General features: G+C 43.9%; 18 protein-coding genes and 1 tRNA gene. 3 read left to right on the forward strand and 16 right to left on the reverse strand.

From position 1 onward, the window contains the following. Positions 1–160: 160 nt before the first annotated feature. The 4 genes from I2432_RS07645 to I2432_RS07660 form a co-directional block, all read right to left on the reverse strand. Entirely contained in the window at positions 161–1,135 is a 975-nt protein-coding gene (locus I2432_RS07645) for a Gfo/Idh/MocA family protein (protein WP_014623302.1), read from the reverse strand. Continuing rightward, positions 1,136–1,594 (reverse strand): ASCH domain-containing protein, encoded by a 459-nt coding sequence (locus I2432_RS07650; protein WP_138119634.1) that lies wholly within the window; start codon positions 1,592–1,594, stop codon positions 1,136–1,138. 199 nt (positions 1,595–1,793) lie between these two features. Then, a complete protein-coding gene (locus I2432_RS07655; protein ID WP_115251206.1) occupies positions 1,794–2,492 on the reverse strand; it encodes a 3-oxoacyl-ACP reductase in 699 nt (232 codons plus the stop codon). Beyond that, positions 2,485–2,721 carry a DUF2829 domain-containing protein gene (locus I2432_RS07660; protein WP_012516072.1) on the reverse strand — a complete coding sequence of 79 codons (237 nt, stop codon included), beginning with the start codon at positions 2,719–2,721 and terminating at the stop codon, positions 2,485–2,487. Before I2432_RS07660 ends, I2432_RS07655 begins: the two co-directional genes overlap by 8 nt. Before the next feature lie 305 nt (positions 2,722–3,026). Between I2432_RS07660 and I2432_RS07665 the strand changes: the two genes are divergently transcribed. Then, positions 3,027–3,854, forward strand: coding sequence for a hypothetical protein (locus I2432_RS07665; RefSeq protein ID WP_138119635.1), 828 nt, complete (start codon positions 3,027–3,029; stop codon positions 3,852–3,854). Between the two features lie 213 nt (positions 3,855–4,067). Here the strand turns inward: I2432_RS07665 and I2432_RS07670 are convergent, their stop codons facing one another. The 9 genes from I2432_RS07670 to I2432_RS07710 form a co-directional block, all read right to left on the reverse strand. Continuing rightward, positions 4,068–4,673 carry a L,D-transpeptidase gene (locus I2432_RS07670; RefSeq protein WP_037579231.1) on the reverse strand — a complete coding sequence of 202 codons (606 nt, stop codon included), beginning with the start codon at positions 4,671–4,673 and terminating at the stop codon, positions 4,068–4,070. 92 nt (positions 4,674–4,765) lie between these two features. Further along, complete coding sequence (locus I2432_RS07675; RefSeq protein WP_138119636.1) at positions 4,766–7,417, reverse strand: valine--tRNA ligase; 2,652 nt, start codon at positions 7,415–7,417, stop codon at positions 4,766–4,768. Positions 7,418–7,429: 12 nt separating this feature from the next. Beyond that, positions 7,430–7,993 (reverse strand): hypothetical protein, encoded by a 564-nt coding sequence (locus I2432_RS07680; RefSeq protein ID WP_012516076.1) that lies wholly within the window; start codon positions 7,991–7,993, stop codon positions 7,430–7,432. 199 nt (positions 7,994–8,192) lie between these two features. Next, positions 8,193–8,777 carry a GNAT family N-acetyltransferase gene (locus I2432_RS07685; protein WP_012516077.1) on the reverse strand — a complete coding sequence of 195 codons (585 nt, stop codon included), beginning with the start codon at positions 8,775–8,777 and terminating at the stop codon, positions 8,193–8,195. Further along, complete coding sequence (locus I2432_RS07690; protein WP_154293451.1) at positions 8,774–8,998, reverse strand: hypothetical protein; 225 nt, start codon at positions 8,996–8,998, stop codon at positions 8,774–8,776. Before I2432_RS07690 ends, I2432_RS07685 begins: the two co-directional genes overlap by 4 nt. A 38-nt stretch (positions 8,999–9,036) precedes the next feature. Next, a complete protein-coding gene (locus I2432_RS07695; RefSeq protein ID WP_012516079.1) occupies positions 9,037–9,537 on the reverse strand; it encodes a helix-hairpin-helix domain-containing protein in 501 nt (166 codons plus the stop codon). Between the two features lie 21 nt (positions 9,538–9,558). Continuing rightward, positions 9,559–9,813 carry a DUF1912 family protein gene (locus I2432_RS07700; RefSeq protein WP_012516080.1) on the reverse strand — a complete coding sequence of 85 codons (255 nt, stop codon included), beginning with the start codon at positions 9,811–9,813 and terminating at the stop codon, positions 9,559–9,561. Between the two features lie 367 nt (positions 9,814–10,180). Then, positions 10,181–10,251, reverse strand: a tRNA-Thr gene (locus tag I2432_RS07705). A 273-nt stretch (positions 10,252–10,524) separates the two neighbouring features. Beyond that, positions 10,525–10,695, reverse strand: coding sequence for a hypothetical protein (locus tag I2432_RS07710; protein WP_021321036.1), 171 nt, complete (start codon positions 10,693–10,695; stop codon positions 10,525–10,527). A 431-nt stretch (positions 10,696–11,126) separates the two neighbouring features. Between I2432_RS07710 and I2432_RS07715 the strand changes: the two genes are divergently transcribed. Continuing rightward, positions 11,127–11,882 (forward strand): bifunctional 3-deoxy-7-phosphoheptulonate synthase/chorismate mutase, encoded by a 756-nt coding sequence (locus I2432_RS07715; protein ID WP_012516082.1) that lies wholly within the window; start codon positions 11,127–11,129, stop codon positions 11,880–11,882. Positions 11,883–11,940: 58 nt separating this feature from the next. Then, a complete protein-coding gene (aroB, locus tag I2432_RS07720; protein ID WP_138119638.1) occupies positions 11,941–13,023 on the forward strand; it encodes a 3-dehydroquinate synthase in 1,083 nt (360 codons plus the stop codon). A 330-nt stretch (positions 13,024–13,353) separates the two neighbouring features. On the opposite strand, the gene I2432_RS07725 is transcribed toward aroB, so the two are convergent. The 3 genes from I2432_RS07725 to I2432_RS07735 form a co-directional block, all read right to left on the reverse strand. Then, the gene (locus I2432_RS07725) at positions 13,354–14,127 is read right to left on the reverse strand and encodes a nucleoside phosphorylase (RefSeq protein ID WP_138119640.1); all 774 of its coding nucleotides are present in this window, start codon (positions 14,125–14,127) and stop codon (positions 13,354–13,356) included. 125 nt (positions 14,128–14,252) lie between these two features. Then, positions 14,253–15,137, reverse strand: a complete 885-nt coding sequence (locus I2432_RS07730; RefSeq protein WP_138119642.1) for a shikimate dehydrogenase — start codon at positions 15,135–15,137, stop codon at positions 14,253–14,255. 150 nt (positions 15,138–15,287) lie between these two features. Next, the gene (locus I2432_RS07735; RefSeq protein WP_206158707.1) at positions 15,288–18,731 is read right to left on the reverse strand and encodes a glycoside hydrolase family 2 TIM barrel-domain containing protein; all 3,444 of its coding nucleotides are present in this window, start codon (positions 18,729–18,731) and stop codon (positions 15,288–15,290) included. Positions 18,732–18,741: the final 10 nt, after the last annotated feature.

Genomic DNA, 18,741 nt, shown 5'->3' on the forward strand with positions numbered 1-18,741 from the left:
AAATTAGACCCCTCACTATGGAAAAAGCAGCTAATGCTCAGCCATTGAAGAGGCTCCGAGTCATCAGGAGCAAGACCTGTATCTGATAGAACAAGAAAGGTCATCATTTCTTAAGGCAGCTAGCAAAAAAGATGACTTAGCTTGTAGCTACTAGCTACTCTTAGCTATCGCTTTCTAGCGAAGCTGCTGCCTGCTCTAAAACAGCCATGACTGCCTTGCTGTGCTCCAAGGCCTGCTCTGCCCTTTCCATGTCCTTATTAGAGATAATATCTGAAAAGGCAATAAATTCATCGTACATGCGATGAGACGGGTGGTTAAGGTTGACGGTCCTTGCTTGCTCACCTCGAATGGCTAGTAAAAGCTCTGGTACAGCATTAGGAGCACCTAAAACAGAAAGAAAGCCTTTATTCCCCTGAATCGTAGAGACAATCTCTGCACTGCAATCCTTAGCCCCAATGCAAACAGCCTTAAATCGCTCATAATCCATCAGCAAAACACCAGAGGTGTCGACCTGGCGCTCCATATTAGCCAGGTATTGAACCGTTTTGGGCTTGCCAAATAAGCCAACGAGCAGATGGATATTATAAATATTCAAATCACGCAAGGCCCCTCCACCCTTTTTAGGATCAAAGGCTGGTGCAATCTCCCCTCGCTTAAAGGCATCATAACGAGAGGAATATTGAGAATAATTGCACTCCACAAGCTTAATCTCTCCTAACTCAGTCAAGTGATCCTTAATAAATTGTGTGTTTGGCAAATATTGGTTGGTAATAGCTTCTAATAATATCAGCTGCTTAGCTCTTGCAATGCTGCTTAAAGCATCAAGCTCCTTGGCTGTCATGGTAAATGGCTTTTCACAAATGACATGCTTACCAGCCTCAAGGGCTTGCTTAGCCACTTCAAAATGCAAATGATTTGGGGTGGCAACGTAAACCGTATCCACCTCTTCATTTTTTAGGACCTCGGCCAGCTGACAGCTGGCCTGTTGAATGCCAAAGGCGTCAGCAAGCGCCTCTGCGGTTTCAAGACTACGAGGCGTTGAAACAATCGCCATTAAGTCTATGCTTTTGATCTCCTTTAAAACAGGCAAAACCTCTTTGACAATCATGCCTGTACCAACAAGGGCTAATTTCATTTATCTCTCCTTTTTAGCAGCTTCAGGGTAAACCAGCTGAAATTCCTCTAACACAATAAGGCTATCCTCTGTAAAGGGGATGCCTGCCTCTTCAAAATAAGGTCTGAAAAAGGCCTCATGAAGCAGCCGCCATCCTTCCAAGCTTTTATCACCCTCTCCTTCCTTATAGGCGTGCTCTGCTGGCACGTCCTTGAAGGGAACAAGACTAACCTTAGTAATCTGAATAATACAGATCGCCTGACCCCTACTATCCAAAATCACGTCATAGCTGCCCTCTTTGGAAAGCGGCTCATGATCAAGGTCATATAAGTCATAGGCAGAGGCTGTAGCTGTTTTAGTGCCTTCTAGCACTAATTGTGCTAATAAATCAGGCTCAGCTCCAAAGGCCCAGGCCTCAGCTAGATCACCAACACCAGGATTGATTTGCTGGTATTGAGACCATAATTCTTCTGCAGTCATGTCATCACCTCTCTTGATCAAATTCTCTAGACAGATAGGCTTCTGCTGTGTTTAAGCAAACCTCCTAGGCACTAGGCTTCATGGAAAGCCACCTCATCAGCTCTATTAGCCTGTAACAAGATTGCTTGGTATAGCTATCAACTGTCACCCTCTGTACAGACAAGCTAGATCTTGCTAGGCCTTATGTCAATGTGCTGTTTCACTTTAAGCTCCAGCCGCCATCAATTTTAACAATTTCTCCTTGCATGGCGCTAGCTTTTCCAGATGCTAAAAACATGGTCAGCTCGGCTATTTCTTCAGCCCTAAGCCAACGACCGATAGGAGTCTCATCAGCCACCCACTGGGCTAAGCCACCTGGCTCAAAGTCTGTGGCTGTCATTGCTGTTTGCACTGCGCCAGGGGCAATTCCAAAAACCTGAATGCCTGCCTTGGCATAATCAAGCGCTAGCTGTCTGGTAAAACCAGCCAGAGCATGCTTGCTGGAGGTATAGGCAGCTCCTCCGCCACCTGCCATGAAGCTAGCAATAGAGCACATATTGATGATAATACCTGATTGAGCTGCTAGCATCTGTGTCAAATAGTGACGCGTGATGCGGACAGCCGCAAAGAAATTGACCTGAAAGAGGGCCTCAAAGTCAGCCTGTGTGGTATCAAGCAAGGGCTTATAGGCATCAAGAACGCCCGCAGTATGGCACAACACATCAACCCTAGGCACAGCCTCAAAAAGCTCTGGCAAGTCACCTGTAATATCTAGCTGTAGAAACTGAAAATTTCCTGATAAATCAGGCTTTTTTGCCTTGTCAACCCCGTAAACAGCAAAGCCATTTTTCAAAAACAGGCGTGCCTGTGCCAGTCCTATGCCCGACGACACACCAGTGATCAGCACCCGCTTAGTCATAAACCTCTACCCAATCAGTAGCAAGAACATCACAGGGAGTCGGTGCCCACATGGAAAATCCCTCGCCATCTCCTGACACGTTAATCAAAAAGTAAGGCGTCACCTCAAGTGCCACACCATTTTGTTCAATGCTATCAAACAGCTGAACATAGTTTTCAGCGCCTCCCCAGCCCTTACGAACGTATTTTTTCTTGGCCTTCAAGCCTGGCAAAATCTCTTCAAACGTCATGATTGTCTCCTTTTCTAAGCCTACATCACAGCATGAGCTCTTTTAACAATCATTATACCAATTTACTCAACTTTTGTAAGCTTAAAGCAAACGTACAGGTTTTCTTTGTTTTTAGATAAGGAGGTATAGGTTACATTCAAGAATTAAAAAACGGGATTATACTACAAAACCATTTTAAAAAACAAAAGTTATATACTCCAAAATAATCATTTAAGCATTGTTTTCATGCTGGAATTATTATATCCTGACAAAGGTACTCTACCATTAAAATATAATAATTATCAAGATTAAGATTGGAGTGTAAGATGAAGAAAAGGTTAGTCTCAAGTTTAAGTATATTATTTATAACAGTAATCATAAATTACTATTATGATAATGTAAAGGCAGAAAGCTATACCCTAAGCGAGAGGGAATGGAAACAAAGTTTTGGACTACAAAATTTTAGTGGGGATTATGGACATGATGACTATACAATTCAACCTCAACCTACTGGAGATGCAAAAATAATTGGATTTAGAAATGACTGGAACAAAGCTAGAGAATTTGGAGTAAAACCTATTGCAAAAGGTGACCGTCAAATTGAACTGAAAACATACCCTAGAGCAATAGTTCAAGTTTTTTTAGGGAACACAGATACTAAAAATGTTGAACTACTACAACCAATTGTTAATACGCCACAAAAACGTGAAAATGATGAAACTATTCCATCCACCTACAAGCCAAAGTTCACTTTAGCTAACGACGAGGGGAAAGTTATTTTTCCTTTAACCAATGTTATTACTTATGACTATTCAAATAATAACATCGAAACAAAATACGAACCAAAGACAGTAAGTCTAGAGTATGGAAGTGAAGTAACAATAGTCATTAGCATTGATGGGTGGACTATAGGTCAAGGAACTTGGATTGTTGGACAATCTAAACCACAAGATCAAATAGAGAAGGAAGAAAAAGAGTATGAAGAAGAAATGACAAAAATTTTAGAACAGTTCGAAAAGCAAGAACAAGAACGTGAAGCTTTAGAAATGTTTCAAAAACAACAACAAGAAGAAGCTAACAAAACCTGGTATCAACGTCTGGGCGATAACATTGAAGACACTTGGGCTAATGTCAAAGGTTGGTGGAGAGGCTAATCATATCGTTTCCTCGCTTTGATTTCTGCAAGTAATATACTCCCCTAAAAAACTCTTTGCTAGAAGGCTAGTTGCTTATCTGCTCTTAGATCAATGGACCTGTTTCAGGTCTTTTTTCGTTACTTTTTGCAGTCTTTTAAGGAGCTTTAAAAGCCTGCTAATATTAACAGGCTCTTCCTTTATCTGCTTAGGCTATTCTGAGGGAGATTAGGGCTATTCTATTGTGACGCTGATGCCTTCTGGGATATTTTCATAAAACCATTTGGCGTCTGCTCTGCTCATGCGGACACAGCCATGTGAGGCTGGCTGTCCCAGTCTCTCTGCCTCCTCTGGAATCTCATTGCCATATTGGTCTGTTGGTAGGCTATGAAACAGATAAATCCCATGATCCTTAAAGGACACCCAATAATAAGCTCCCTCTTCTGATGCCTGATTGAAGAAAAAGTCTCCTCGCTCAGGCTCAATGACAAAGGTCCCTGTCGGTGTTGGACTTTCCTTTGCTCCTGTTGACACGCTGGTCTTAAAAATAACCTTACCATCTCCTATAATGGTCATGACTTGGTCTGCAATCGACACATGAACAGCCAACTCCTGATAGCTAGCAAGATCAGGATAGGCTTCTGGCTGATGTGATGTCTCAGGCTCTTTTGATTCCATTTTTTCCTTATGCGGCACTGAGGCCTTTGTCGCTGCTGTGGTCATGACTTCCTTGACCTGCTTGGGTTGTGGACGATCTGCCACTGACCATTTCCACCATACCAGACCAAGCATAAGTCCTATTACCAGCACACCTAACCAACCAATGACTCTTTTTTTCATGAGACACTCCTTTGACTTATATAGATAATTGTGATGATTACTCCTTGACAGTATATCAAAAAAAAGAGCCGATTGGCTCTTAAATCATCAGTTTACTTCACTAGCTTTTCCATTTCCTTAATACGCTCTACGGTTGCATCGTATTTAGCTTGGTAGTCAGCCTGTTTGTCGCGTTCTTTTTGGACAACCTCTGGCTTGGCATTAGCAACAAAGCGTTCATTGCTGAGCTTTTTGCCGACCATGTCTAGCTCTTTTTGCCACTTAGCTAATTCCTTTTCAAGGCGCGCTAATTCTTCTGTAACATTGAGCAGATCAGCTAGGGGAAGGAAGATTTCTGCACCTGTAATAACAGCCGACATGGCCAACTCAGGAGTCACAATGCTTGAAGCAATCTCAAGCCTCTCTGGATTTGTGAAGCGTTTGATGTAGTTGACATTGCTGTTGAAGAAGGCTTCCAAGTCGCTGTCACTTGTTTTCACAAGGATAGTAATTGGTTTGCTTGGGGCAACGTTCACTTCCGCACGCGCATTTCGCACCGTACGAATCAAGTCCTTCAAGCTTTCCACGCCTTTGTGCGCAGCTGCATTTTCAAACACAGGAGTCACTGTTGGATAGGCTGCTGTCACGATAGAGCCTTCAGCGTATTGGCCAAAGATTTCTTCTGTCACAAATGGCATGATTGGGTGGAGGAGACGCAGAATCTTATCCAGCGTGTAGAGGAGAACAGAGCGAGTGATAACCTTCTCGTCTTCGTTGTCGCTGTACAGAACCTCCTTGGTCAGCTCCACATACCAGTTGGCAAATTCTTCCCAGATAAAGTTATAGAGGATATGGCCTGCCACACCAAACTCAAACTTATCAAAGCTCTCTGTGACCTTACCGATCGTTTCGTTGAGGTTGTGGAGGATCCAGCGGTCTGTCACGTTACCAGCAGCGCCAGACACAACTTGCTCAACATTAGCAGTAGCTTGCTCAAGTGTCAAGCCTTCATTATTCATAAGGATATAGCGTGAAATGTTCCAGATTTTGTTAATGAAATTCCATGACGCGTCCATCTTTTCATAGGAGAAGCGCACATCTTGGCCAGGAGCAGACCCATTTGATAGGAACCAACGAAGAGCGTCAGCACCGTATGTCTCAACAACGTCCATTGGGTCAATCCCATTACCAAGCGATTTAGACATCTTGCGTCCCTCTTGGTCACGAATCAGACCATGAATAAGGACGTTAGAGAAAGGCTTACGCCCAGTAAATTCAAGCGATTGGAAAATCATGCGAGACACCCAGAAAAAGATAATGTCATAGCCTGTCACCAAGGTTGAGGTTGGGAAGTAGCGCTTGAAGTCTTCTGCATCTGTATCAGGCCAGCCCATAGTTGAAAATGGCCAAAGCGCAGAGCTAAACCAGGTGTCAAGGACATCCTCGTCCTGCTTCCAGCCATCACCCTCTGGTGCTTCCTCACCAACATACATCTCACCTGCTTCATTGTACCATGCAGGGATTTGGTGCCCCCACCAAAGCTGGCGAGAAATCACCCAATCATGGACATTTTCCATCCATTGCAAGAAGGTATCGTTGAAGCGTGGTGGGTAGAAGTCAACCTTGTCATCTGTATCTTGATTGGCAATAGCATTTTTAGCCAATTGGTCCATCTTCACGAACCACTGTGTTGACAAGCGAGGCTCAACCACAACACCTGTACGTTCTGAATGACCTACTGAGTGAACACGTTTTTCAATCTCAACAAGGGCACCGATTTCTTCTAGCTTAGCCACAACAGCCTTACGAGCTTCAAACCGATCCATACCTGCAAATTCACCTGCAAGCTCATTCATAGTGCCATCATCATTCATGACGTTAACCTGTGGGAGATTATGACGCCCGCCAACCTCAAAGTCATTAGGGTCATGGGCTGGTGTGATTTTCACGACACCGGTTCCAAATTCTGGATCTGCATGCTCATCAGCAACGATTGGAATTAGCTTATTAACGATTGGCAGAACAACATGTTGACCAATCAGGTCCTTGTAACGAGGGTCTTCTGGATTGACAGCGACAGCCACATCTCCAAACATGGTTTCAGGACGTGTTGTTGCTACTTGAAGGGCGCGCGAACCATCTTCTAGCATATAGTTCATGTGGTAGAAGGCACCCTCAACGTCCTTATGGATAACCTCGATATCTGAAAGAGCTGTCCTAGCTGCCGGGTCCCAGTTGATGATGAACTCACCGCGGTAAATCCAGCCTTTCTTGTAAAGCTCAACAAAGACCTTGCGAACAGCCTTTGAGAGCCCCTCATCAAGAGTGAAGCGGTCTCGCGCATAATCTAGTGAAAGCCCAAGCTTGCCCCACTGCTCCTTGATGGTTGCTGCATACTCGTCCTTCCATTCCCAAACCTTGTCTAGGAACTTGTCACGACCGAGATCGTAACGGGAAATCCCCTGCTCGCGCAAGCGCTCCTCGACCTTGGCCTGAGTGGCGATACCTGCATGATCCATACCAGGCAACCAGAGGGTGTCAAAGCCCTGCATACGCTTTTGACGGATAATAATATCTTGAAGGGTCGTGTCCCAAGCATGACCAAGGTGCAGCTTACCTGTAACGTTTGGCGGTGGAATCACGATAGCATACGGCTTAGCCTTCTTATCGCCTGATGGCTTGAAAACATCTTGGTCCAGCCAAGCTTGATAACGCCCAGCCTCAACCTCAGCTGGATTATATTTTGGTGAAAGTTCTTTTGACATATGGTGTCCTTTCTAGCTTACTTCTAACTCTTTCATTTTTTGGACGATAAACTGCGCTGTTTCTTGAGCAGAAAGACTCGTATTATTGATTTTACAATAATGTTTAAGATTTTCTGGTGCCTTTGCAGGATTAAAGTTAGCAAATTTAGCAGTATCCAAAATATCTTTCTCAGACCACTCCAAATGACGCTTTATCGGTTTATGGTAAAGTCGATTTTCAGTTTTATTTCGCCTTAAGCGTTCTTTTAAATCTGTTTCTAATTCAACGAATAAAACCTCTCTGTCGAAATCATGAAACACACTCTGTAGTGTTTCCAAAAATGCTATATCTTCAGGTGCATTAAAATCAATGACAACAGTAAAAATAATTGATTGCTGACGCTTTGCAAATGTTTTAAAAAATAGCAATCGTAGCTCATCAATTAGTTCTCTGGCTTCCGATGACATTGGTATAAACTTAGTTACAAAATCAATTGATTCATGATTATGAAATAAAGTCAGATCAGTCAGTTTTTCTAATTTCTGTCCAATTGTCATCTTACCAGACGCCTGTGCTCCAATTAAGATAATATTCATACCAAACCTCTTTCCGATCTCTCTTACCTCTTCTCACCTCACTTAACATAACACTTGCTGCTCAAGGCAGACTACCAGAAACTGATGACACTGGTTGGCGAAGCGCTAACCAGTTTTGGTAGTCATAAGCGCTTTGAGTTTGAGGACTTCTTATGAAATGCTTTTGACAGATTAACGCATATTTTAGAGAGTCTACTCCTTATCTACGCTGCCTCTCCCATTCACTCCTTAGCAATCCATATCGTAGGTCTGCGCAGCGATTGCCTTTAGCGTCCTTGCGATCACGAATGGTCGCCTCAAGAGTGAAGCCTAGCTTTTCTGCGATCCGACGACTCCCCATATTGTAATCGTAACAGCTGATTTCAACCTTGTGAAGCTTAAGCAGAGTAAAGGCAACCTCTAGCAGGGCACTCGCTGCCTCAGTCATAATTCCTTGATGCCAATAGTCAGGGTGAAGCAGATAGCCCATCTCAAAAACATCATCTGCGTGACGGTTGTTAAAATCAACAGACCCAATAATCCTATTGTCACCCTTTAGGGCAATGCCATAGCCTGCCGGTAGCTGTTGCAAAAGCCAGCGCTTAGGCATCGTGTTTGCGATGTAATGCTCCTCTTCTTCAAGGGTTTTCACAGGTGGAAAGCCTGCTGGGTAACTAACCTCAGGTCGGCTAGCATAAGCAAAAATCGCTTCAACATCAGCTAAAGTACGCTGCCGCAGCAGCAAACGACTCGTTTTGACATCTGGTAATCTATTATTCTCAACAGAAGCCATTATCTCAATCATAGCAAGTCCTCCAAAAAATAACCCCGCCTAGTCAATCGACTAGACAGGGACGAATTCACTAATAATCCGCGGTACCACCACTGTTTCAGATTACGCTTAATCTGCTGCTTTATCATTTTTCCATTGTAAGCCTCAGCTACATAGCTTGACATCTGTGCGGATTTCTCAACACCACCGCTCTCTGTAACAGACAAACTCAAGATACCTCTGATTGCTAACATTCTAACAAATTTATACTTATTAATCAATAAAAATCAGACTACTTTTTAAAGCTGACACCATTTTCCTTTAGCTTGCTGATAGTCGCTGGTCCAATTCCCTTAAGCGCCAAAAGCTCTGCCTCTGTCCATTGGCTAAAAGCAGCAGCTGACCTAATACCAGCCTCAAAAAGCACCGCAACAATATCTGCCCGAAGCTCTGAAACCTCAGCCAACTCTGCAAAAGCATCGCGTGATAAGACTTCACTGCTAGCCTTTGAGGTCTCTTTTTCACTTGAAACCTCAGAACTGTCAGCCAAGCTACTAGAAGCTACATCTGCTTCAGGCTGAGCTGCTTTTTTAGCAATGCTCTGCTTATCCTGTAGATCAGCAGTCTCTGTCTTTGATGCTGTTACCATTTGTGAAGCGGTATGCACTGCTTCTTTAGTCTTATCAACCACCTTTTCCACAGTCTGCTCCACTTGATTGATTACTGCCTTGAGCAGTCCTTGACGCTTAAGCTGTAGCTTGTATTGTTTTTTACGATTGTATCGTCTTGCCATGATTACTGCTTATCCCTTCCTCTAATAACGACGGCTACCAAATAGGCTGTCTGGTACCTCATGAAAAGCTTTGCCCTTATTATAATTATCAAATTTCCCTAATAAAAACTCATAGGCATCTAGCTTACTTTCATAACGAATAAAGGCATCTCTGGCTCTTTGATCATTATCTTCCTCTGCAATTTGCTGGCTCGTTGCCATAGCTAGCTGGTTGACCTGAATTTGAGCCTTCACCCAGTCTTCAAAATCCCTTAAAAAGTCTTGCTCATAAGACATGTCTGACCCCCTCTTTCTGACTTAATCCTTACCATTATACCACAGCCTGACTTATTGTGCTATTTTCTTAGAAGCTCATAATAACAACAACTATAAGGCAGTCTGACTTGCTGATGATTGACTAATACAAAGTCTTAAAACGAAGTTAAGCTGTTGAGGAGAGCTGATGACTGTCTGTTGGGCAGTGGTCAGGGAGACTGTCAAGCGATACCTGATGTATTGACAGAACTGGTAGCATCAAGTGATTTGGCGTCACAGACAGCTTAGACGAACAGAAGTCATTATGGTAATGATTCACAGATGACCACTATTGGTTCACCTAGCAATTAAAAAAACTGTCCTAATAAGACTTAGGACAGTACTCAAATGCCACCACCGAGAATCGAACTCGGAACGAAGCATTACCATTGCTTTATTATACCATTTAACTATAGCGGCTACCTTTCTATAATACTATAACTTGCTTTAGTGTGCAAGTCTTTCTTTAAAAAAATGTCATTAGTGTTCTGATTTTTTCTTGTGTCATGCTATCGTGGTGGAGTAGAAAAGTTAAGACGATGGCTGCTCATTCTGAAAGGGCCTTGAGGTTTAAGCAATTGAAATAAAAGCATTTTTATAGTTGTACTTATAATGGCTAACATAGCTCAGACGCTTCTTCGTTTTAACGTATCAGCTACCTTTTGTCAACTAAATACGAAATAAGTCCCACAACTATTTTTCTGGTAGGTCAAGAGAATAAATGGCAAGCCAAAAAGCAATCGTCATTAACACATGGTAAACCAAGAATAAGCTATCAAAAGCATCAGGAAATAATATGCCTGTTACTGAAAAAGCCAATCTAGGAGCTAATAGATATAAAATCGCTTTTAAATACTTAAACATCTACCATTACCTCTGTTTCTAAAATGATTTGCTTTCTATTATTAATATACACCAAAAAACGATATAGGTAAACCTTTTCTTTTTGTGTTTGAAAAGCTAAACTCTCCCACAATAAAAGCTATAACTAGTCTCATCATGACACTCAATCATCAGCACTTTTTCACTGTGCTTGCCTATTCCAGCTAATAAGCATTCGCAACAGCTCTAGCAGCTGTAAAACCTCTACCTGAGAGGGTTAGGATGCTCACAAGCTTCTCCTCTGGCAACGAGCTGATCTCTCTTACTAGCTTGAAATTTAAGCTTGATTATGGTATGATTTCCCAAGCTATGAATAGTTCTGCCATGCCTTATGCACAGTATTATCTAAGGCAGAGCTGTCATCTTACCTTTGGGGAATCATTCTCTCAATATCATATTAGGAAAGAGTATAAATGGGAAACGATATAATAGCTGATTTTTTAAACAAGGGCTGTCAAAAGAGTAACTTTATTGTCGGTCCCTGCGCCATTGAATCTTATCAGCAAATCAGACAGGCAGCAGCAAGCGCCAAGGCTTTAGGCTACAAGTATTTTCGAGGGGGAGCCTATAAGCCCAGAACCTCTTCTAACTCCTTTCAGGGCTTAGGGCTGACAGGGGTTACCTATCTACATGAGGTTTGCCAGGAATTTTCGCTGAAGGCTGTTAGTGAGATTATGTCTGAAAGACAGCTAGAGGAAGCCTATGACTATTTAGATATTATTCAGATTGGCGCTCGAAATATGCAAAATTTTGAATTGTTAAAGGTATTGTCAAAGATTGACAAGCCTATCTTGTTTAAACGAGGACTAATGGCAACCATTGAGGAATATTTGGGTGCTTTATCTTATTTACAAGAAAATGGCAAGCAAAATATTATTTTATGCGAGCGTGGGGTTCGTGGCTATGATGTGGAAACTAGAAATATGCTAGACATCATGGCAGTCCCTATTATTCAGCAAAAGGTGAAGCTGCCAATCATTGTTGATGTCTCTCATTCTACCGGAAGAAGAGATTTATTATTGCCTGCTGCTAAGGCCGCTAAGGCTATTGGTGCCAATGGTATTATGATGGAGGTGCACCCTACACCTGATCTTGCCTTGTCAGATGCCGCGCAGCAGATTGACTATCAACAGCTAGAGCAGCTTGGAAAAGAGCTTTGGGAAAGCTAACTAACAGCAGCCACAGGTCCAGTCATTTGAACTAATGGTGCTTAGGAGAGAAAGACGCATGACACAAACACTTCAGGTTAAGTCTCGTATCAATGACTATCCGATTATCTTTACAGACGATATTTTTCAGCCGCTGAATCAATTTCTTGCTGAAAAAGGAGACGTCAAGCTATTATTTATCACTGATCAAACGGTATTTGATTTATACCAGCCTTTATTTAGACGTTTTCAACAGGATTACGATAGTTACCTTCATATTGCTACTCCAGGGGGGCAATCTAAGTCTCTAGAGGAGGTTAGTCGGATTTACGATCGACTGATTAGGGCTAATTTTTCTAAAAAGGACGTCATTGTTACTGTTGGAGGAGGGGTGATTGGAGATCTTGGGGGATTTGTTGCGGCAACCTTTTACCGCGGGATTTCCTACGTTCAGATTCCAACAACCTTACTTAGTCAGGTAGACAGCAGCATTGGTGGTAAGGTTGGGGTTCACTTTAAGGGCTTGACCAATATGATAGGCAGTATCTACCCTCCAAACCAGATTATTGTGTCAGCCAAGTTTTTAGACACGCTTTCTGAGAGAGAATTTGCCTGCGGCATCAGCGAAATGATTAAAATTGGTTTTATTCATGATCGCAAGCTCTTTCAACAGCTCCTAGCCTTCCCCAAGGACCGCAATCAAGAGCAGCTCAGGCAAATGATTTTTCAAGCGATTTGCCATAAAAAAAGAGTGGTTGAAAAGGATGAATTTGAAGGCAATCTCCGCATGTCCTTAAATTTCGGGCATACGCTAGGGCATGCGATTGAAGCCTTATGCCATCACGAGCTTTACAGGCATGGTGAGGCTATTGCGATTGGCATGGTCTTTGAGGCCAAGCTGGCCGTCCAGCAGCAGCTATTGAGCCAACAGGATTTAGAGGCATTACAGGCTGCCTTTGAGGCTTATCAGCTGCCTACCACACTTGAGGCTAAGTCAATGACAGCCGAAGCCTTGATGACTGTTTTAAAAACAGATAAGAAAAATTCTGGTCAGCATATTGTCCTCATTTTGCCAACGACGAAAGGCTATATAAGCTTTCCTATCGCTAAGCATGACAGGCGCCTGCTGGATTGGCTAAGAAGCCTGCTAGATATCGCCTGAGAAGGCTTTTCTCCTGTCTTATTAGTCGAGTGAAAAACTGCTGCTTCTGAAAAACAAAAAGGCTTCAAAGCCTCTTGTTTACTGAGTCTTTTGATGAGAAAAGACCACTTTTTTCACAGTAAGGTGAAAGGCCTAAGCTTCATTGCTTTGTCCCTAGGTGAATGCTAAGGCATAGGTATAAGAAGCATAGGCTACTCTAAACATTATATTAACATGCAGAGGTGAGCTGTTTGCATGACACCTTAACAGCACCTTGAGCTGAACTGATCTCCCAGGCGTTAGAGCCTTAATCTAACCTTTTGGAGGCACTTCATAGCTCTTGATGCTTTTTTAGTTATCCTTAAATAATCGTAAGGCCAACTCTAAGGCAATAAAGGCAATGTTATCCTTTGCCTCTAGGTCTGCTTCATTGGCTAAGCTTCTTGCGTCCCACTCATCAGCATCTAGATTATCAGCGGAATAAAAAAACTGAAAATGCTCTAGCTGTCTGAAGGCTGCTAGGGCCGCAATCGCAGAGCATTCCATGTCAACACAGATAGCCCCCTCCTGCTTTCGTTGAATCATCTTGTCTCTAGTTTCTCTATAAATCCCATCTGTTGTCCAGGTCTTACCAAGGGTATAGGTCTGGGAATGCTGTTCTAAAACATCAATAGCCCTTGTTAAATAAGCTTGATTCACTGCAATGTCATGACTAGCAGGCTGATAGTGGTAGCTGGTCCCTTCGTCTCGAATAGCACTAGTTGGGATAATAATAGAGTTTTCACTGATAGTAGCGTCTAGGACTCCACAGGTTCCAAAGACCAAGAGCTGCTTCATTCCCATAGCAATGATATCCTCTAAAACCCCAACGCAGCCAGCTGCTCCAACGTAGGAATTGAAAAAGCCAAGCTTATGCCCTTTAACATCTAATTCGTATATTGGAATATCAAGATTAGCAACGCTTGTTGTGGCTATCAATCGATGCGGCAGTACATTAAGTACCCTATTAAAGGTTGCTCTTGCAAAGCAGGTAACTACTGTTTTAGGAAAGTCATCTATCTCTGCCACAAGATCCTTAGGGTTAATGATAGCTTGGTAGTCAGGGTCGAATTGTGTTAATATCATAGGCTGCTCCTTTGCTTTTGGTGCTTTTTATTATAAATAAAATGCTAATAAACCTCAAGACCAATCAAAGAGCTGAGCGATTAACCTTTTTTTCTTTTTCCTATACCGGTGTGAGTAGCAGGCATTCATTCCTTGTTCTGACATAAAAGCTCTCGGATATAGGCTACCGGCATGTCTTCACCTGTCATCAGCTTAAAGGCTTCTGCTCCTTGGTAAAGGAGCATGCCTAGGCCATTCATCACTTTTTTAGCCCCATGCTCACGCGCAAAGGCTAGGAGCTTTGTTTCTGCCGGGTGATAAACAAGATCAAAAACCACAAGATCTGGACGAATAAGAGCTGGATCAGTAATCAGGCGATGCTCCTCAAGAGGCTTCATGCCTACACCAGTCGCGTCAACATAAATACTAGACTCTGCAATAGACCGCCTAAAGGCTCGATCGTCTGCTAAGTCCTGTAGGCTTGCCAGAGCTGAAGTCTTTGCATTAATGCCTTTAAGCACCTGCTTGGCCTGCTTGAAGGTGGCTGTTTTTCGATTAAATAGTCGAATCTCCTTGGCGCCATCAAGTCCCAGCTGAACAGCAATGGCTGTGCCTGCACCGCCTGCACCGGCAATCGTAATGATCTGATCCTTTATCGAGACCCCTTCTTCTGCTAAGGCTCGAATAGCACCTGTGCCATCGGTGATATGACCAACAAGATGACCTCTGCCATCTTTATTAACAACCGTATTAACAGCTCCAGCTAAGGCGGCAGCTGGTGATAGCTCATCAAGCAAGGGCACAATGGCCTGCTTATTTGGCATAGACACATTTGCACCGCAAATGCCCAAGGCACGCATGCCCTGTACCGCAGCTGCTAGTCCACTATTATCAACCTCAAAGGCTAGATAGGCATAGTCCAGTCCTAGCTTAGCATAAGCTGCATTGTGCATTTTCGGTGATAGGCTGTGACGTGCCGGTGCTGCCAGCAAAGCTGTTAATCGTGTCTGACCTGATAGCCTCTCCAGCATCAAATACCCTCCTCCTTTACATCATATCAGGCGATGCTTATTTTTGCTAACCTAGCAAAGCTTGCTAGGCATTTACTGTCATTATACATTATTTTTCAAAGACTGTCTTAGCTCAATCCTATTGACAGTATGAGCCGATAAGCTTGAAGCCTAAGCCTCCTTAGCCATGCTCCAAAGGCCTAGCTGAAGCCTAGCTAAGTCAAAAGCCTGTCCGATCGGCTGCTCTAATGTTAGGTCTAGGCTTAGCACATCAACTACTTCTTCCAGCATGATATAGTGACAGGGCTGTTCTATCTGATCAAGCGATAGGATCAGCTGTTTTGATGGCGCATTGGTGCTGCTGCGATAGTCCAAAACAAGCCTAAGCGAGCTTAAGGGCTTCTTTAGTCCTGTCAGGCTAATGGCACCAATGGCCTGTACGGTATCGTATTGATAGCGGTAGCTAAGCTGGGTATCACTCTGAAACAGCCGCTCCTTTTTAGCAACTAAGCTAAGCTCTTGATTGATCCTCAGCCCTTTTGTATCGGGCTTAAGAATAGCCTCAAGCTTCAAGCTCTGACCAAAGCAAGAGGTCTGCCCACTAATCCTTGACTCCTCAGTAAAGACTGGAGCTACCAGCTGCCAATCAATAGGAAAGGCCTTGGTTAATAGGTGGCCAGCAGCTGTTTTAGGCTGTAGCCAGCTTGGCAGAAAGATATCCCTCCCCTTTATCAGTCTTTGCGTCAGAGGCTGAAAGGTCAATGGCTCTGTAAATACCGTAGCATAGCTAAACATCATCACAGGCCTATCAGACAAGCAGTGACTTTGGCATGATACATAGTAATCAGCAGCAGGTGCGAAGTCATCAGAGCCTTGGCTGATTGGCCTTGGAGCTGCCTTGAGCTGCCTTTTCGTCTTGTTAATGATAAAGCTGTATTTGTCAAGCCGATAAGCTAGGAGCTTCTCTTTGATAGCTACTTCAGCGACAGTCAGCTGATAGCTTGCTTCTTGTAGGCCTTGAGCTCTGGCGGTTACCTTGAGCTGACCTGCCCGACCATCAAGGGCAATAATGGCTAGCAGCCTGCCGCCATAAGCCTGCCGCGACAAGCTGCTATAAGGCTGATGGTCACGAGGGTCACCATTATCCAAGGCTAAGCACATTCCAGGACCCTCAACTTCAATGTTGATAAGGAGATTAGCATTAGCTACCAGGGTCTGATGGACATCTAATAAGGATAGTTCAAGATAAAGTAGCGCAGGCTCTGCAAGCAGTTTAGGAAGCTCAAAGCAGGACCAGGAAAGCTGAGCAGGCTGCTGGTAGCTGCTCACACAGGAACGACCGCTGGTCTGTGTGAGCACCTGTCCCTTGTCGTCATAAGCAATAGCTCTCAAGCTGCCTGAGCGATAAGGAAGCTTCCATGTCAGGTAAAGGTTTTGATGAGGTAATTCTGCTGCATCGTCACCCTCATATAGCTGGTAGCAATGGCCTGCTGGCGTTTCATGCCTTGTCAGAGCCTTGATACCATAATCAATCTGGCCCCCATGACCATCATCAAAAAGTAGCCTCACACTAGCAGCATTACTATAAACCACAACCTCCACCATGCCCTGATCATCTAGCTGAAGGTCTTTTTCCTGCCAGCTGGGCAGGATATGAAGTGTCGTTTTGTCTTTTGACCATTGGCTTTGGTAGAAATAATAGCTATCCTTAGCAAATCCAGCAGTATCTAAAATACCAAAGTAGGATTGCTTGGGCGACGGCCACTGATCAGCTGCGCCTGAGTCAATCTTGTTCCAAGGAGTAGGCTCCCCTAGATAATCAAAGCCCGTCCAAACACACTCACCTGCAACAAAATCCCTTGTGATTGTATCATACCAAGCCTCACTAGCTAAGGATCCCCAGTCAACCGTTGACTGGTCATAGGAGGTTAGCTCATGATCCTGACTAGCTCCTCCTTTGAGATGATAGACCCCTCTACTATTAATAGCAGAGGCTGTCTCTGAGCCATAAAGCAGCCAAGTCGGGTTGTCCCTATGCAATCGATCATAATCTCTGGCCTTAGCATAGTTAAGTCCAATCACTCCTTGCACGGACTGGAGCTGATTGACCTGCTCTGCCAACGCTTTTGTTTCCTGAGCCCAATGAAAATGCTTGTCCTTGAGCTTATTATCCCCAAGGGTAATAGGTCTTGACTGATCCAGCTCAGTGATCCACTGGCATAGCTCCTTAGCAACATAAGGGTAGTGACTCACATCAGCTGAGAAGCCTTCTAACAATTCATTGCCGATTGACCACATCAAGACAGATGGATCATGAAGACCTGAGAGAACCATGGCCTGTATGCTATATTGCGCCCAGGTGGTTTCTGCTGTAGTGACTCCCTTTAGCCTGGCTGCATTTTGATGTCCCACTGTCTTGTGAAAATGGCTCGAAAAATCATGGCTATTACCATTTTTAGCATAAGTCCAGGTATCAAAGGCTTCCTCAATGAGAAATAACCCAAGCCTGTTAGCCAGATCCTTAAGCCTTCTGGCACTAGGGTTGTGCGTGACACGAACCGTATTTGCTCCCATTTCCTTTAGCAAAACAAGCTGCCTAGCTATAGCTTCCTCATAAGCACATGCCCCCAGGCTACCCTGATCATGATGAAGACAGACCCCTTGCAGCTTAAAGGCTTTGCCATTCAAAAAGAAACCACACTCAGCATCAAAATGCAGCTGTCGAAAGCCTGTTTCAAGTGTCAGCCGATCAAGCACTGCTCCCTTGTGGTAAAGAAGCATATCAAGCTGATAGAGCTGGGGCTGAGCTGGTGACCACAGCTTTATCTGCCTAAGGGAAATGGGCATCACCAGCCTACCTGACTCCTCCAAGAGGTCCAAAGCTACCGGTTTACTCTCATATACTGTCTGCCCTTGCTGGGTATCTGCCAGCTGCTCAGATAGACTAAGGCTAAGCTGATAGTCACCCAAGGAGACCTGTTGGCTTACTCCAAGCTCTATCTCCAGTACTTGACTATCAGCCTCAAGCGCTGCCTGGGATAAGGATAAACGAAGCCGATCCTTATCAAGATGAACCTTAGGAAGAACGGTCAAAAAAGCCTCCCGATAAAGCCCGCTTCCAGAATACCAACGCGAGCTAGGCACTTGATGTTCAACCCGAACCGCTAATAGATTCTCTTGCCCAGGGATTACAAAGGCTGAGAGATCATAGCTAAAAGCCTGATAGCCATTGACATGCTCTCCTATCAAATGCCCATTAAGGTATACCTGTGTTTCCATATAAGCCCCATCAAAGGTCACATAAACCTTATGGTCAGCCAGCTTTGGATCAAGGGCAAAATACTTCCGGTACCAGCCTACACCACCTAGCTTATAGGCACTTTGAGCTTCGCCATTAATCGTATAGGGCTGATTAATGCTAAAATCATGAGGTAAAGAGATCTGCTGCCAATCTGAATCATCAAAAAATGGCTCCTGAGCGAGCTGCAAATCAGCCATCAGAAAGCGCCACCCCTTTGAAAAGGCATGGCAGTGCCCTACTTTATCAATCCAGTGAAGCTGATAGATATCCCCATGAGATTGATCCGTTGAACCAGTGATTGTCTCTACAGACATAGCGCCCCCT

The sequence above is a fragment of the Streptococcus equi subsp. zooepidemicus genome (assembly GCF_015689395.1).
In the GTDB taxonomy this organism is placed as follows: Bacteria; Bacillota; Bacilli; order Lactobacillales; family Streptococcaceae; genus Streptococcus; species Streptococcus equi.

What these genes read in the sequence shown, in the direction of transcription:
- I2432_RS07670 (WP_037579231.1), bottom strand. Translation starts at nt 4,673, where the DNA reads ATGAAAAAAAGAGTCATTGGTTGGTTAGGTGTGCTGGTAATAGGACTT.
- I2432_RS07680 (WP_012516076.1), bottom strand. Translation starts at nt 7,993, where the DNA reads ATGAATATTATCTTAATTGGAGCACAGGCGTCTGGTAAGATGACAATT.
- aroB (WP_138119638.1), top strand. Translation starts at nt 11,941, where the DNA reads ATGACACAAACACTTCAGGTTAAGTCTCGTATCAATGACTATCCGATT.
- I2432_RS07695 (WP_012516079.1), bottom strand. Translation starts at nt 9,537, where the DNA reads ATGGCAAGACGATACAATCGTAAAAAACAATACAAGCTACAGCTTAAG.
- I2432_RS07730 (WP_138119642.1), bottom strand. Translation starts at nt 15,137, where the DNA reads ATGCTGGAGAGGCTATCAGGTCAGACACGATTAACAGCTTTGCTGGCA.
- I2432_RS07725 (WP_138119640.1), bottom strand. Translation starts at nt 14,127, where the DNA reads ATGATATTAACACAATTCGACCCTGACTACCAAGCTATCATTAACCCT.
- I2432_RS07715 (WP_012516082.1), top strand. Translation starts at nt 11,127, where the DNA reads ATGGGAAACGATATAATAGCTGATTTTTTAAACAAGGGCTGTCAAAAG.
- I2432_RS07690 (WP_154293451.1), bottom strand. Translation starts at nt 8,998, where the DNA reads ATGTTAGCAATCAGAGGTATCTTGAGTTTGTCTGTTACAGAGAGCGGT.
- I2432_RS07645 (WP_014623302.1), bottom strand. Translation starts at nt 1,135, where the DNA reads ATGAAATTAGCCCTTGTTGGTACAGGCATGATTGTCAAAGAGGTTTTG.
- I2432_RS07700 (WP_012516080.1), bottom strand. Translation starts at nt 9,813, where the DNA reads ATGTCTTATGAGCAAGACTTTTTAAGGGATTTTGAAGACTGGGTGAAG.
- I2432_RS07665 (WP_138119635.1), top strand. Translation starts at nt 3,027, where the DNA reads ATGAAGAAAAGGTTAGTCTCAAGTTTAAGTATATTATTTATAACAGTA.
- I2432_RS07660 (WP_012516072.1), bottom strand. Translation starts at nt 2,721, where the DNA reads ATGACGTTTGAAGAGATTTTGCCAGGCTTGAAGGCCAAGAAAAAATAC.
- I2432_RS07655 (WP_115251206.1), bottom strand. Translation starts at nt 2,492, where the DNA reads ATGACTAAGCGGGTGCTGATCACTGGTGTGTCGTCGGGCATAGGACTG.
- I2432_RS07650 (WP_138119634.1), bottom strand. Translation starts at nt 1,594, where the DNA reads ATGACTGCAGAAGAATTATGGTCTCAATACCAGCAAATCAATCCTGGT.
- I2432_RS07675 (WP_138119636.1), bottom strand. Translation starts at nt 7,417, where the DNA reads ATGTCAAAAGAACTTTCACCAAAATATAATCCAGCTGAGGTTGAGGCT.
- I2432_RS07710 (WP_021321036.1), bottom strand. Translation starts at nt 10,695, where the DNA reads ATGTTTAAGTATTTAAAAGCGATTTTATATCTATTAGCTCCTAGATTG.
- I2432_RS07735 (WP_206158707.1), bottom strand. Translation starts at nt 18,731, where the DNA reads ATGTCTGTAGAGACAATCACTGGTTCAACGGATCAATCTCATGGGGAT.
- I2432_RS07685 (WP_012516077.1), bottom strand. Translation starts at nt 8,777, where the DNA reads ATGATTGAGATAATGGCTTCTGTTGAGAATAATAGATTACCAGATGTC.